Annotated in this window: 12 protein-coding genes; 7 read left to right on the top strand and 5 right to left on the bottom strand. The window is 61.6% G+C overall.

Annotated features, from left to right (window positions below; translation table 11 throughout):
* Positions 1–36: 36 nt before the first annotated feature.
* Positions 37–630: a nucleotide exchange factor GrpE gene (gene grpE / locus BM177_RS11460; protein WP_091682414.1), complete on the top strand. Its 594-nt coding sequence runs from the start codon at positions 37–39 to the stop codon at positions 628–630.
* Between the two features lie 54 nt (positions 631–684).
* On the opposite strand, the gene BM177_RS11455 is transcribed toward grpE, so the two are convergent.
* A complete protein-coding gene (locus BM177_RS11455) occupies positions 685–1,392 on the bottom strand; it encodes an OmpW/AlkL family protein (protein WP_091682411.1) in 708 nt (235 codons plus the stop codon).
* 260 nt (positions 1,393–1,652) lie between these two features.
* Positions 1,653–2,381, bottom strand: a complete 729-nt coding sequence (locus tag BM177_RS11450) for an OmpW/AlkL family protein (protein WP_091682409.1) — start codon at positions 2,379–2,381, stop codon at positions 1,653–1,655.
* Between the two features lie 328 nt (positions 2,382–2,709).
* Between BM177_RS11450 and BM177_RS11445 the strand changes: the two genes are divergently transcribed.
* Together BM177_RS11445 and BM177_RS11440 are read left to right on the top strand one after the other, a co-directional pair.
* Entirely contained in the window at positions 2,710–3,189 is a 480-nt protein-coding gene (locus BM177_RS11445; protein ID WP_175492583.1) for a copper resistance CopC family protein, read from the top strand.
* A gap of 9 nt (positions 3,190–3,198) precedes the next feature.
* Positions 3,199–5,238, top strand: a complete 2,040-nt coding sequence (locus tag BM177_RS11440) for a CopD family protein (protein WP_091682404.1) — start codon at positions 3,199–3,201, stop codon at positions 5,236–5,238.
* A gap of 81 nt (positions 5,239–5,319) precedes the next feature.
* On the opposite strand, the gene BM177_RS11435 is transcribed toward BM177_RS11440, so the two are convergent.
* Positions 5,320–6,315 carry a 2-hydroxyacid dehydrogenase gene (locus BM177_RS11435; RefSeq protein ID WP_091682402.1) on the bottom strand — a complete coding sequence of 332 codons (996 nt, stop codon included), beginning with the start codon at positions 6,313–6,315 and terminating at the stop codon, positions 5,320–5,322.
* Between the two features lie 424 nt (positions 6,316–6,739).
* Here BM177_RS11435 and BM177_RS11430 point away from each other — a divergent pair, with 424 nt between their 5' ends.
* Positions 6,740–7,267, top strand: coding sequence for an SH3 domain-containing protein (locus BM177_RS11430; RefSeq protein WP_425284390.1), 528 nt, complete (start codon positions 6,740–6,742; stop codon positions 7,265–7,267).
* Positions 7,268–7,291: 24 nt separating this feature from the next.
* Here BM177_RS11430 and BM177_RS20045 read toward each other — a convergent pair whose 3' ends face one another.
* On the bottom strand, positions 7,292–7,465 hold the full coding sequence (locus BM177_RS20045) for a hypothetical protein (protein ID WP_175492582.1): 174 nt from the start codon (positions 7,463–7,465) through the stop codon (positions 7,292–7,294).
* 1,050 nt (positions 7,466–8,515) lie between these two features.
* Here BM177_RS20045 and BM177_RS11420 point away from each other — a divergent pair.
* Positions 8,516–9,499 (top strand): beta-ketoacyl-ACP synthase III, encoded by a 984-nt coding sequence (locus BM177_RS11420; protein WP_091682394.1) that lies wholly within the window; start codon positions 8,516–8,518, stop codon positions 9,497–9,499.
* A gap of 127 nt (positions 9,500–9,626) precedes the next feature.
* Here the strand turns inward: BM177_RS11420 and BM177_RS11415 are convergent, their stop codons facing one another.
* The gene (locus BM177_RS11415) at positions 9,627–10,505 is read right to left on the bottom strand and encodes a trypsin-like peptidase domain-containing protein (RefSeq protein WP_091682387.1); all 879 of its coding nucleotides are present in this window, start codon (positions 10,503–10,505) and stop codon (positions 9,627–9,629) included.
* 241 nt (positions 10,506–10,746) lie between these two features.
* Between BM177_RS11415 and zapE the strand changes: the two genes are divergently transcribed.
* Together zapE and mdh are read left to right on the top strand one after the other, a co-directional pair.
* Positions 10,747–11,982 carry a cell division protein ZapE gene (gene zapE, locus BM177_RS11410; protein ID WP_091682385.1) on the top strand — a complete coding sequence of 412 codons (1,236 nt, stop codon included), beginning with the start codon at positions 10,747–10,749 and terminating at the stop codon, positions 11,980–11,982.
* Positions 11,983–12,450: 468 nt separating this feature from the next.
* Positions 12,451–13,416, top strand: a complete 966-nt coding sequence (gene mdh, locus BM177_RS11400) for a malate dehydrogenase (RefSeq protein WP_091682379.1) — start codon at positions 12,451–12,453, stop codon at positions 13,414–13,416.
* The last annotated feature ends 152 nt before the right edge of the window (positions 13,417–13,568 follow it).

Genomic DNA, 13,568 nt, shown 5'->3' with positions numbered 1-13,568 from the left:
GATATCCCGGATTTGTCGCTATTGAACGGATCGACCATGAACGATTCAAAAAATGCTAATGAGCCGGTTCAATCGACCACGGAGGACGTTGCGGCGGCCTTCACGGATCCCGCGGCGCAATCGCCGACCGGCGGAGCCGATCCCTTTGTGGTGCTCGAAAACCTTCAGCTTGAAAATACCGGCCTCAAGGACAAGCTGTTGCGCACGCTTGCCGACATGGAGAACTTGCGGCGGCGGACCGAGAGGGAGGTCGCCGACGCCAAAGTCTACGGCGTGTCGTCGTTCGCGCGCGAAATGCTGAACTTCGCCGACAATCTCCGCCGCGCCATCGAGAACGTTCCGACTGACGCCCGCGCCCGCGCCGAGCCGACCTTGAAAAAGCTGATCGACGGGCTGGAACTGACCGAGCGGGACTTCGCCTCCCGGCTGGAGCGGTTCGGAGTCAAGAAGCTCGACCCCGAAGGCCAGAAATTCGATCCGAATACTCAGGAGGCGCTTTTCGAAGTGCCTGACGAGTCAAAGCCCAGCGGCACGGTGGTGCAGGTCGTCGAGCCCGGCTACATGATCGGGGAGCGCGTTTTGCGCCCGGCGAAGGTCGGCGTCTCCCGCGGCGGTCCCAAGGGCGCCTGAAAAGCGCATCCGCCGAAAGCTAGAGCTTGGGCGAAAGTAGAGCTTGGGCGTTAGCTAGAACTTGAATGTGACGCCTGTCGAGGCGAGCCAGGCGTCGAGGGAGATCTGAGAGCGCACCGGTATGCGCCCCGGGAGTCCCGGCGCGGAGGCGAAGCCTTGCGCGTTGGTGTTGAGGAACACTCTTTTCGCATCGACATAGACGCCCCAGTTCGGCGACAGCATCACATCGATCCCGCCCTGCAGCACAAAAGCGAAATTTTGATCCTCGCTGAAATTCGTGAGGATGCCGTCGCTGATATTGCCGAAGTTCAAGAGATAGCCGACGCCGACACCCGCATAGGGCTGGATATTGCCAAATTGCGTGAGGTGGTACTGAATCAGCGCGATCGCGGGCCCGTAGCGCACGCTGCCCAGAAGATTGCTGCCTGGATAGTAACCGGGGAGAGCCCCTTGCAAACCCGTCGCTTTAAGGTGCGCGAGGGGGGGCACGCCAACGGAGAGAGCCAACGCGAAATTCGGCGTGATGAAATAACCCGCATCCAATCCAACGGTGTAATTCGGCCGGATGGCGATGTTCGAGATCGGGAAAATCCCGCCTCCAGTCGCCTGCGCGTTAGGACCTGGAAAGACGCCGAGGGCTCCGGCGTGGATGAAGAAGCTCGGCGGCGGGTCCACGGGGGCCGCGACATCGGCGGCGGTGAGCGGCGCTATCGAAAATGCGGCGATGAGAACCAGGGCGAAAAACCGAATGGCCGGGGTCATCACGCACTCCTTTGGCGGGCGCTTCACATATCCTGTCTCTGGGTCTCTTGTCTTTTCTTGGATTTCTTGTCTCTGGGCTTCTTGATCGCGGAGCGGCGGGCGCCGCCGAGGTCTTATCTCAAGTCTTTCTCAGAGGTCTTTCTCAAGGCGGGAGGCCCATCTCCCGCTGCGTAAACCCATTCATGGGGCCGGCGCATTCTGAGCAAGGCGTCCCGCCGGACGTGTCCGGCGGGACGAGTTTTCCGAAAATCAGGCGCGGCTCAGAACTTGACGGTCACGCCGGTGCCGACCACCCACGGATTGAGGTCAACACGGACCCGGATCGGGATGTTGGTCGTGATCACGGTTCCCGTGCCGGTTGTCTGCAGCCACAGTTTTTTCACGTCGACATACACGCCGAGATTTTGTGTGAGCATGTAGTCGGCGCCCGCCTGAAGAGCGAAGCCCCAGGTTTGGTCGATGCCGAAGTTCCTCACCAGGATGCCGTCGGAGATATTGCCGAAATTCAGCAGGTAGACAGCGCCGATGCCGGCGTAGGGCTGGAAGGCCCCGAACTGCGTCGCATGGTACTGGAGGAGCGCCATGGCGGGGCCCCAGCGCGTGCTTCCGAGAAGATTGGTCCCGAAGGTGCTGTCAAGGGTGAAGCCCGTCGCCTTGGCGTGAAGAAGCGGCGGAACGCCAGCGCTGATCGCAAGCGCCCAGTTCGGGGTCACCATGTAGCCGGCTTCAAGGCCGAGCGTATAGTTGGGTCGGATCGCGGCGTTAGAGATATGCGCGTCAGGCCCCGCGGGAGTGATGTTGTTGAAGTAACCGCCGCCTGTAGATTGGGCGTTGGGGTTGAAGAAGGCGCCCATCGCGCCAACATGTAGGAAAAATGCCGGCGGCGGCGGCGGCGGCGGCTCAATGGGGGTAAGATCAGCGGCGGCGACCTTCCCTATCGAAAACGCGGTTAACAGCGCCGCGGCAACATATCGTATGGCAGGCGTCATGACACTCCCCTCTTTCTTCGTTGGCCTAGGGTTCCCGCTTTCACGGTTTTTTGTCAATCGACTACAAGGGCGTTCGGTGCGATCAGCGTGGCGCTATGACTTATTTGCAACATGTTACGGGGCCCATCCCTTGCCTTGAACACGCCGCTTTTCCGATGCGCGGCGCGGCTTGAAATTGACGCCGATCCGCGACGAATTCGCCGCGGGGCAGGGCGATGACAGTCCTTCCGGAAGATGCTAGGGAACGTGCCGAAAGATGCTAGAGAACGTGCAAACGAACCGTTGAAGGCGATCAGCCTTGAGCGCTACTGCTGGGAGGAAAACCGACGTGGCTGTTAAGTATTTTCATGGCTTCGAATTCTTCGGGTTCCGGAGTCTCCGGCTTCCTGCGGACTCCGCTTCACGGAGCGGTTTCGCCTTCTCTCGCGACGGTTTTCGCCGTGGAATTATCCTTTTGTTTGCGGCGCTTGCCGGCCTTTCGATCGGGCTGACCGGGGCGCTCGCGCATTCGAGGATGGTCAAGTCGGAGCCTGCGGCGCGCGCCGTCCTCGCCACGGCTCCGGCGGAGGTGAAGCTATGGTTCAACGAGTCGATCGAGCCGGCCTTCGCCAAGGTCTGGCTCATTGGCGCTGACGGAACCCAGACGCCGCTCCAGACTCACGGCGAGGCCTCGGATCCGCGGCTTGTCGTCGTCGCGCTTCCGGCCGGCCTGCCGGACGGAGCGGTGAACATCGGCTATCATGTTCTGTCCGTCGACGGACATGTGGTCGAGTCGCAGCTTACCTTCACGATCCAAAAACCAGCCTAGGCCAGTCAGATGTTCGATCCGCTTTCCCTCGCCCGCGCCATCGCGAATCTGGGGGGCGCAATCGTGATCGGCGCCGGGTTTTTGCTGTGGTTCGCCCGAGGCTCTCTGGCGAATCCGGGCGGGGCCCGCTGGCGCCGCCGCGTCGCGATTTTGCTCGTCTCGTCCGCGACGGTCGCCCTGGCGGCGGCGTTTCTTTTCACCGTGGGCACGGCGGCCGCGGCCGCCCAGGCGGCGCCGTTCACCTTCGATCTCGAGATCTTGAACCGGTTCCTGACGAAAACCTGGGCGGGCGGGGTGTCGCTCTTCGAACTCGGGTTCGCCGCAGCCGCGGTGATCCTCGCCGCGGCCGCCCTCTTCACGCTGAACCAAAAGGAAATCTCGGACGGATTGTTTTTCCTGGCGTCCGCCGCGGCCGCGATCGGCCTCTCGATCGTCGCCCTCGCCAGCCATCCGACCTCGATCGAGCCCCCGGCCGCCGGGATCGTCAGCGCCGTCATCCACCGGACGGCGTTCAGCCTGTGGCTGGGCGGCCTTCCCGCGCTGCTGCTCCTGATCGGCCTTGGGCCTGTCACTGAGGACTCCCGCTTCCTGTCCCAGACGATTTTGCGCCAGTTCTCGCGTCTGGCGACGGCGGCGATGCTGGCGATCGTCGCCAGCGGAGCCGTGCTGACCTGGTTCCTGGTGCGCAATTTTTCCAGCGCGATCGGAACGACCTACGGCCAATTGCTGATCATTAAGCTGCTGCTGCTCAGCGGCGTCCTGCTCATCGCCAACGGCCTGCAGCGCACGCTTCTGCCGCTGCTGGAGATGAAGCCCAGCGACGCGACCATTATGAGCTATGCGCGGCGGGTGAGGATCGAAACCGCGATGGCGTTTCTGATTGTCGTCGTCGCGTCCGAAATGGCGCAACGCAATCCGCCTGAGCACGAAGACATCGTTTGGCCGTTCCCGTTCCGCTTTTCGATCTGGTCGACCTGGGCCAATCCCTGGGTTCCGACCATGGTCGTCTCCGGCGTCCTCCTCACGGCGCTCGGCGCGGGCCTCATCGCGCTCTGGTGGCGGCCGACGCTGCGGCCCTCAAGGCTCTCGGGACTTGGGCCCCGGGCGACGCTCGGCGGCGGCGCCGCCGCAGTGATCGCGGGCTGCGCCCTCGCCCTGCCCGCGATTTCCGTCCAGGCCTATCCGGACACCTTCCTCACGACCGAAATTCCCTATGCGACGCAATCGATCGCGGCCGGCCTTCGCCACATCGAGGACAATTGCACGCCCTGCCACGGCGACAGCGGGCTCGGCAACGGGCCGATGGCGAAGAGTCTGCCGCGCCCGCCCGCAGATTTTTCGGCGCCGCACACCTCGCTGCACACCGCCGGCGATCTCTACTGGTGGGTGACGCACGGGATCACGCCCTCAGGCATGCCCGCGTTCAAGGATATTCTGACGAACGACCAGCGCTGGGACATCATCAACTGGCTGGGCGCCTTTTCGGTGAGCTACCAGGCGCGCGTCATTTCGGCGTCGGTCGCGCCGAACCAGTCCTGGCTCGCGCCGCCCGATTTCCAGGTGACCGATCAGCAGGGCCAGGTCAGCCTTTTGAGCGATTACCGCAGAAAGTCCGCCCTGCTCCTCGTCTTTTGCGCCGGCCCGCAGGACGCGCCGCGCATCGAGCAGCTGCTGGCGGCCCGCGGCCATTTCGATCAGCTCGGCCTCCAGATTGTCCTGATCGCCCCGGACAAGACCGGCGGATCCTTGCGGGCTCTCGCCGCGAACAGCATCCTGATCGCAAGGAACGATCCCGACGACGTCCTCGCCGCCTACGGCATGTTCACCCGCACCTTCGCCGACGCGAAAGTGGACCGCGCCCGGGTGCCGGTCGAGCACGCCGAATTCCTGATCGATTTTTCAGGATATATCCGCGCCCGCTGGATTCCGTCCCAGCAGAGCGACGATCCCGACAGCTGGAGCGATCTCGCCAATCTTGACAAGCAGCTCGCCATCCTCGCCCGCGAACCGCCCAAACCCCCGCCGCCTGATATCCATTCCCTGCATTGACGATGGGCCGTGGCGAGGCCAACCAGGCGCCGCGTCGAGAGGAGCGGCGCCCTCCGCAAATGCTCCAAGCTCCGCAAATACTCAGAGCATGGACGGAAGCACCCGGTCCGGCGGGCGGTGGCCGTCCATGAACGTCTTGACGTTGATGATCACTTTTTCGCCCATCGCGATGCGGCCCTCGAGAGTCGCCGACCCCATGTGCGGCAGAAGGGTCACCTTGCCCGCCGCCGCCAGCCGGATCAGTTTGGGAGACACGGCCGGCTCATGCTCGAACACGTCGAGGCCGGCTCCCGCAAGTTCGCCAAGCTCCAGCATCCGGGTCAGCGCCGCCTCGTCGATCAATTCGCCGCGCGCCGTGTTGATGACGATGGCGTGCGGCCGAAGGACTTTCAACCGCCGCGCCGAGAGCACATGATAGGTCGCCGGCGTGTGCGGACAATTGACCGAAACGATGTCCATTCGGGCAAGCATCTGGTCTAGTGATTCCCAATAGGTCGCCTCAAGCGCCTCTTCGATCGCCGACGCGACATGGCGCCGGTTATGGTAGTGGATCTGCAGGCCGAACGCCCGGGCCCGCAGCGCGACCGCCTGTCCGATCCTGCCCATGCCGACAATTCCAAGCCGCTTTCCGGTGATCTTGCTGCCGAGCATCCAGGTCGGCGCCCAGCCGCTCCATTCGCCCGCCGGAATGACTTTCGCGCCTTCAACGATGCGGCGGGCGACCGCAAGGATCAGCGCCATGGTCATGTCGGCCGTGTCCTCGGTGAGGACGCCGGGCGTATTGGTGACGGTGATCGCCCGGCTCATGGCCGCTGTCACGTCGATATTGTCAACGCCATTGCCGAAATTGGCGATAAGCTTCATTTGCTCGCCCGCCTGCCCGATCAGTTCCGAATCGATCCGGTCGGTGACGGTCGGGACGACGATGTCGGCGGTCCGGAAGGCCTCGGCCAGCTCCGAGCGCGACATCGGCTTGTCCTCGATATTGAGCCGCGCATCGAACAGCTCGCACATCCGCGTTTCGACGACATCCGGTAATTTGCGCGTAACGATGACGAGCGGTTTTTTGCGGCCCATCCCTTGCCTGTCCCTCCCGGCCCGTCCGGACCTGCGTCCGGAAAATATCGCCCGCGCGCAGGTTTGGGCGCGCGCATGACAGCGCCGACCTTTCCAGGCTGCGCGGCCAACGCGCCCCTTCTTCACCCCGCCTTAAGGAAACCCGGGGCAAAAGAATAAAACGTCAGAGTCGAGGCGCTTGCTTGGGCCTCTGTAGCAGATGGCGACCCAAAGACAAGAACGCCGGATAGACTTTCGACCGAGCGTGGAATTTCAGACCGCTAGAGCTTATCCGTCGAGTTGGGAACTTCACATTTGATCGGGGCGGCGCAGGGCGAGCCCTCGACCGGGCGGCGTCGCGGCCCTTGACGAAGCGAAAAGATAAATTGCCTGACGAGGCGGAATTGAATGAGGACGGGCGGTGGGCGCTAGCAGGATATTTCGTTTGTGGACGCGGGCGCTCAAAAGAGCGGCGGCTCCTGTCGCCGCGGCCGTGGCGCTTCTCGTTTGCGTTGATGCGGCCAAGGCCGAGCAGCACGGATCAGCGAGCGGCCTTCCCGTCCCGCGCTATGTCAGCCTGAAATCGGACCGCGTGAATCTCCGTGAAGGCCCCTCCAAGGATCATCGGACGACATGGGTCTTCCAGCGCGCGGGCCTTCCCGTCGAGATCACCGCGGAATTCGAGATCTGGCGCAGAGTCCGCGATTCGGAAGGCGCCGAAGGATGGGTGCTTCATTCGCTTCTGTCGGGCCGACGCACCGCGCTCGTCACGCCCTGGAAGAAGGGCGGCGAATCGATCCTTTATGCGAAAGCGGACGCTCAATCAGCGTCTGTCGCGAAACTTCAACCCAATGTTCTGGCCAATGTGCGCAGCTGCGACGGGGGATGGTGCAAGGTCTTCGGCGAAGGGTTTAACGGCTTCATCCAGCAATCCGACCTCTGGGGCGTCTACCCCAACGAGGTCGTCGAATGAGCGTTCCCTGAACGATTCTGTCCCTTAGCGGTTGGTGAGCTTCGACCACCCGGCCTGTATGTTCGAAGACAGAACCTTCAACCGGCGCTGCACCACATCCCAGTTCACCAGATGCCCCACCAGGGGGCCCTGCGTATAATCCAGCGCATAGGCCACGCCTACCGTGAGCGCTATGCCAACCAAAACGCCAAAAATCATGGACGTTCATTCCCTTCCGCGTCCGAAGGGATTCCCGGACGATTCGTCAAGGGTAGTCAATCCATACCCATCTGGTCAAGCACATGCGCCGGGATAGCGCGACTAGAGAATAGTCTTCTTGATCGGAAGGAATCAATCCGATTGAGAAGATTGTGCTCAAGCTTTTGACTCTGGAGCGATTTCTGATCGATCGCATGATTTCATGCGATCGGAAAGAGCGACAAGGCGCGATGATGAATCCCGGAAGGGGGCGCTAGCGCCAGCTGCGAAACATCCTCACCCGCGCATCAATAACGGAACTCACGCGCTGATATTGCGTTAATTGCAATATCAGGTCGGGAAAAAGCCGAGCTTAAACACTTGTCGTCGCTCCCTTCGTACCCACCCGCCCTTGATACTCAAGGGAATTTGTAATTTACGATAGACGATAATACTTCTTATCTTGATATAAGAAGACTTCAAACAAGTCATGTGTTTTCATCTATATTTGAATATTTTTTATCTTGCAGCATAACAAATGGAGTGACGTATTGGCTACCAACATGCGCACAAGAGAAGTTCGATCCTGCACAGAGCTTCAGATGGTTTGCTTGCAAACCTTGAAGAAATGCGCTGGGTTCGAGCAGGTGAGCGAAGTCATTGTGCAGCCTCGCGAAAACGCCGCCGGCTCCGCGAACTGGACTTTGGCGGCCGTCAGACCTCGGGTGAATAATAACGCGTTGCGCGCCGCCCGGGGAACCATCGAGTTTCTACAGCAAAATTACGAGCTGAACCCAAGCGATATCGTGCTCCTCAGTTCCCGGCGCCGGCGTTAAAATTGGGGGAACACGCAAGGCTCGGAAAAACGCCACACGCCTTTCTTCCTGAAGCCCGACGATCCGCAGGCGGGCGTATGTTGCAAAATATTAACGACAATTGAAGCCTTTAAGCCGCTTCTCGCCCGTGATCGGGAGGGAACAGGTGGCGGAGGACGGCGATTCAGCTTATCCCGTAGGTCCAGCCGCCCGGCGCGGCTTTGCTCGCCCACCGTGGTGAAAAGGGGCCAAGGGATTGATACATTCCCATATTCTCGGGACTGGCGCCTATGCTCCAAAGCGGATTTTGACAAACCAGGACCTCGAAAAAATGGTCGCCACCACGGACCAGTGGATCAGCGACCGTACTGGCATCAAACAACGCCGCATCGCCGCTGAGGGGGAAGTCACCTCGGACATGGCGGTCGTCGCCGCCCGGCAGGCGCTCGCCATGGCCGGATGTCGGGCCGAAGATCTCGACATGATCATCGTGGCCACCGTTTCGGCCGACATGCCGCTTCCGTCGTGCGCGGTCCTCGTTCAAGCCAAGCTTGGAGCTGTTCGCGCTTTCGCCTTCGATGTTTCGGCGGCCTGCGCGGGATCGCTATTCGGATTGAGCATCGCCGATCAGTTCATCCGCGCCGGACAGGCGAAACGCGTTCTTGTCATTGGCGCCGAGCTTTTAAGCCGCCTCGTCGACTGGACCGACCGCAACACCTGCGTCCTTTTCGGGGATGCGGCGGGAGCGATGGTCGTCGGACCGACGCCCGACGCGAAACGCGGCTTAATGTCCACCCATCTTCATTCGGATGGATCAGCTGCGGGCATTTTGACCATCCCAGGAGGCGGCAGCCAATATCCTCAGTCCGAGGAAGTCCTTTCCAAGAACATGCATAAGATCGCGATGAACGGCCGTGAGATCTATAAATTCGCGATCAGGGTTCTGCCTCCCGCCATTCTCGAGGCCCTGGACGCCAACGGCTTTCGCGTGGACGACATCGACCACATCGTCTCGCATCAGGCCAACGCCCGCATCGTTGAATCCGTGCTGGAGCGGCTCGGCGTTCCTCTCGAGAAATGCTGGATGAATCTGGAGCGGTACGGCAACACGTCGAGCGCATCGCTGCCGATCTCTCTCGACGAGGCCAATCGGGCCGGGCGCCTCAAGGAAGGCGACCTCATCGCGATGATGGCGATCGGCGCCGGCATGACCTGGGGAAGCGCCTTGATGCGGTGGTAGGCGCTCTATCGCGCGGCGGCCGGGGAGGTCACAAAAACTCGATCCGGGAATGGGCGGCCGCGTGAGGTCAACCTCTCATCCGCGCAGCTGTCTTGGCCAGACAAGGCTTTGAGATCGGGCCAAAAGGCTATTTGGAAACCATGACTTTCTTTGAGGCGTCAACGACCGCCTTCTTGAAATCCCCCTCGATCGTGACGGCGAAATTATAATGGCTGCGCGAGAACGGCGCCGAACGGAAAGGTCTGTTGCTGCGCCATCCAACCAGAACGGCCTCGATCACCGGATCGTCCGCGCCTGCGAGCACCGCTCCGCCCGAAGCGCCGTCGCCCGTCTCGCAATCGAACGAAAATTCACGGGTGCCTTCCTCGCCAGCCGCCAACTGGTCATGGAGCGTGCATTTCTCCATCGAAAGCCTGCGGCCGTCGCCCCAATCGATATGGCCGCGCGCGACGAATTCCGCCGGCGTGTTCGGCCGCGCGGCGTCGGCCAGGCCATAAGGCGTCACGCCATGGATCGGCCGCGTCAAACGGGCGACCGCCCAATCGTGGACCGCCTCGATGGCGTAAGGATCCGTGCTGCCGGCGACGATCGAATTGAGATCAATCGGCGTGCGGATCTGCGCGCCGTTGGATTCGATGACGAAGACGCAGGATTTTGCGCGGGGCGCGCCTTTTTCGTCGAAGAACACATGCGCGGCGGTCGTCACCAGATCATCGGTCAGCGTGAGCTGCCCCGCGCCATGCGCGGCCCCGCATTCGATAAGCCCCGAGGCGGTGAATTTCCGCTGGAGCGCGCTCGCGTCAAGGTGATTTTCGGCGGCGAATTCCTCGACGCCGCGCCGGCTGTTCTTGCCGAAAACAACGACGGGTGTGACGTCCGCGCCGACGAAGGCAGGTTCGCCTTTTGTGGGTTTGTGTTCGAAAAACGGCGCCGCCGAAACCTGAGACGCGACTCCAAAAAGGGCGACGGAAACAGCGATAGCTCGCATCCCACCTTTATGGATCATCTCTCAGGTCTCCCTCTTTCATTCACGCAGCGGCGACAAATGTCGCCAACTCACTAACGACATTACGAAAATCAACCTTACGAATCGTATATATTTTTAGAATGCGAGCAGAAAAAGGCGAGATCGTTGCGCGAGGCTTGCGTCGCAGAGCCCGCGTTTGCCCTTCGCCGATCTGTAAGGTGACGCAAAAATTAAATTTAGCGATTGCAGCGGAGAAGAAAAAAAGGCGAAGCTTCGCCTTATGCGGACCTCGAGGAAAATCCGCGCCAAAGACAGTTTTGGGGGTGCGGTGCCAGGTTCGCTCATCGAGCTATATGCTGAAAAAGTCCGCGGCGGCCTCATCGAACTCGATGGCGGCCAGCACAGCGTGCTTCGCAAGCTTGACCATCTGAGGGTCGAGCTGCGCGACGCCGCAACCGGGCGCGGCGCCAGACCGCGCCTCAGGTTGCTTGACGCATTCCTCGGCAAAGGCAAACCCGCCGCTCCCCTGCGGGGCCTCTATATCTGGGGCTCTGTCGGGCGCGGCAAGACGATGCTGATGGATCTGTTTTTCGAGAAGGCGCCGGCCATGCCAAAGCGCCGCGTGCATTTTCACGCCTTCATGGCGGAGGTTCACGCGAGGATTCACGCCCGCCGTCAGGAGCTGAAGCGGACCGGCGCAAAAGGCGACGATCCGATCGCCTTTGTCGCGGATGTGATCGCCGGCGAGGCCCGCCTGCTCTGTTTCGACGAGTTCAGCGTCACGGACATCACGGACGCGATGATCCTCGGGCGGCTTTTCGCCGCGCTGTTCGCCCGTGGCGCCGTCATTGTCGCGACGTCCAACGTCGAGCCCTCCAAACTCTATAAGGACGGCCTCAATCGCGCGCTGTTCCTGCCGTTCATCGATCTGATCGAATCCCGGATGGAGGTCGTGCATCTTTCCGCCCGCGCCGACTTCCGGCTTGAAAAGCTTGCGGATCGGATCGTCTATTACGTGCCGCCCGACGCGAAGTCGGCCGCGGCCCTGACGGAGGCCTTCAAGGCGCTGACCGGCGTCGATCGCGGCGCTCCCATGACGCTGGACATCCTCGGCCGCGAATTGCGCCTGCCGGAGGCGCATGGCCATGTCGCCCGCTGCTCGTTCGCGGACCTCTGCGGCGCTTCCCTCGGCCCGGCGGATTTTCTCGCCATCGCGCGGCAGTTTCACACGCTGATCCTCGACGCCATCCCGGTTCTCGATGCGTCGCGCCGCGACGAAGCGCGCCGCTTCATCACGTTGATCGACACGCTCTACGACCGCCACGTCAAGCTTGTCGCGTCCGCAGAAGCCGAACCCGCGGGGCTCTATCCCAGCGCCGAGGGACGGGAAGCCTTCGAATTCAAACGCACCGCCTCGCGGCTTATCGAAATGCGCTCCACCGCCTATCTTGGGCTGCCGCATGGCTCGATCGATTCAGCCGGGTCCGGCGACGCGAGCGGACTGGTCGAGACCTGACCGCCGCTTTCGCGCAGGGAAGAGCGGGGAGATAAGATCTGGTCCGGCAAATGACCTTTTTTCGGCCAATTCGACCGATATTGCGTCACCCCCGCCGGTTCGCCGCCTAGAGCATATTCCGATCGGATTGAATCAATCCAATCGACAAGATTCCGCTCAAGTCTTTGACTCTGAAGCGATTTCTTGTCGATCGCATGCCTTCATGCGATCGGAAAGCACTCTAGCGATCCACCTGGAACTCGGCTAACGTCAAGGTTTGCGACTGGCCCCCAAATTGCCCGTAAGGGGCCAAAGTGAAAGCGGATCTCATCAAAACGTAACGAAAATAAAGGATCAGGGAAGACTTCAGAACGCCTGACGCCCGAGCGCCCTCCTTGGGCGGCCCTCTCAAGCCGGTAAACATTTCTCACCCTCAGAGATAGAGCCGACCCCCTGCCGGGACCGGCGACTGACAAGGACGGATAAAAAATGGCGCGTAGCAAGATCGCATTGATCGGGGCCGGTCAGATCGGCGGAACACTGGCCCATCTCGCTGCTTTGAAGGAACTCGGCGACATTGTTCTTTTCGATATTGCGGAGGGTACGCCCCAGGGCAAGGCGCTCGACCTCGCCGAATCGGGGCCGGTCAACGGCTTCAACGCGGCGCTGAAGGGCGCGAATTCCTATGCCGATATCGAGGGCGCCGACGTCATCGTCGTCACCGCCGGCGTTCCCCGGAAGCCGGGAATGAGCCGCGACGACCTGCTAGGGATCAATCTCAAGGTGATGGAGGCGGTCGGCGACGGCATCAAAAAATATGCGCCCGCCGCTTTCGTGATCTGCATCACCAACCCGCTCGACGCGATGGTCTGGGCGCTTCAGAAGTCGTCCGGGCTTCCCGCGAAAAAGATCGTGGGCATGGCGGGCGTCCTTGATTCGGCCCGGTTCCGCTATTTCCTGTCGGAGGAATTCAAGGTTTCGGTCGAAGACGTGACGGCCTTCGTTCTCGGCGGCCATGGCGACGACATGGTTCCGTCGGTCCGCTATTCCACGGTGGCGGGGATTCCCCTGCCCGATCTCGTCAAGATGGGCTGGACGACGCAGGAACGTCTTGACTCGATCATTGACCGCACCCGCAAAGGCGGCGGCGAGATCGTCAACCTGCTCAAGACCGGATCGGCCTTTTATGCGCCGGCGGCGGCGGCGATCGCGATGGCTGAATCCTACCTCAAGGACAAGCGCCGGGTGTTGCCCTGCGCGGCCAAGCTCGAGGGCGAGTACGGCGTCGACAATCTCTATGTCGGCGTGCCCGTCGTGATCGGCGCGGGCGGCGTCGAAAAAATCGTCGAGGTCAAGCTCGACCTTGCCGAGCAGCAGATGTTCGACAAGTCGGTGGCCTCCGTCCGCTCGCTTGTCGACGCGTGCAAAGTCATCAATCCGGCCTTCGCCGGCTGAAGCTAGGGCGGAATGGGAGAAAACCCGCCGTCCGACCGAATGACCTATGGCGCGGGCTCCAAGGTTGATCTAGTAAAGGGTATGAGCGCGGCGCCGCACTTTTGCCGCGGGGCGCAGAGCCGCCGATTGCGTGGCGATCGCGTTCCGCCAGA

It is taken from the genome of Methylocapsa palsarum, from assembly GCF_900114285.1.
Classification (GTDB): Bacteria; Pseudomonadota; Alphaproteobacteria; order Rhizobiales; family Beijerinckiaceae; genus Methylocapsa; species Methylocapsa palsarum.
This window is presented reverse-complemented; position numbering and strand designations above follow the sequence as displayed.

Bases quoted from the DNA above. Each gene is read 5' to 3' on its own strand.
- BM177_RS11435 (WP_091682402.1), bottom strand. From the start codon at position 6,315: ATGGGCCGCAAAAAACCGCTCGTCATCGTTACGCGCAAATTACCGGAT.
- BM177_RS11415 (WP_091682387.1), bottom strand. From the start codon at position 10,505: ATGATCCATAAAGGTGGGATGCGAGCTATCGCTGTTTCCGTCGCCCTT.
- BM177_RS11440 (WP_091682404.1), top strand. From the start codon at position 3,199: ATGTTCGATCCGCTTTCCCTCGCCCGCGCCATCGCGAATCTGGGGGGC.
- grpE (WP_091682414.1), top strand. From the start codon at position 37: ATGAACGATTCAAAAAATGCTAATGAGCCGGTTCAATCGACCACGGAG.
- mdh (WP_091682379.1), top strand. From the start codon at position 12,451: ATGGCGCGTAGCAAGATCGCATTGATCGGGGCCGGTCAGATCGGCGGA.
- BM177_RS11450 (WP_091682409.1), bottom strand. From the start codon at position 2,381: ATGACGCCTGCCATACGATATGTTGCCGCGGCGCTGTTAACCGCGTTT.
- BM177_RS20045 (WP_175492582.1), bottom strand. From the start codon at position 7,465: ATGATTTTTGGCGTTTTGGTTGGCATAGCGCTCACGGTAGGCGTGGCC.
- BM177_RS11455 (WP_091682411.1), bottom strand. From the start codon at position 1,392: ATGACCCCGGCCATTCGGTTTTTCGCCCTGGTTCTCATCGCCGCATTT.
- zapE (WP_091682385.1), top strand. From the start codon at position 10,747: ATGCGGACCTCGAGGAAAATCCGCGCCAAAGACAGTTTTGGGGGTGCG.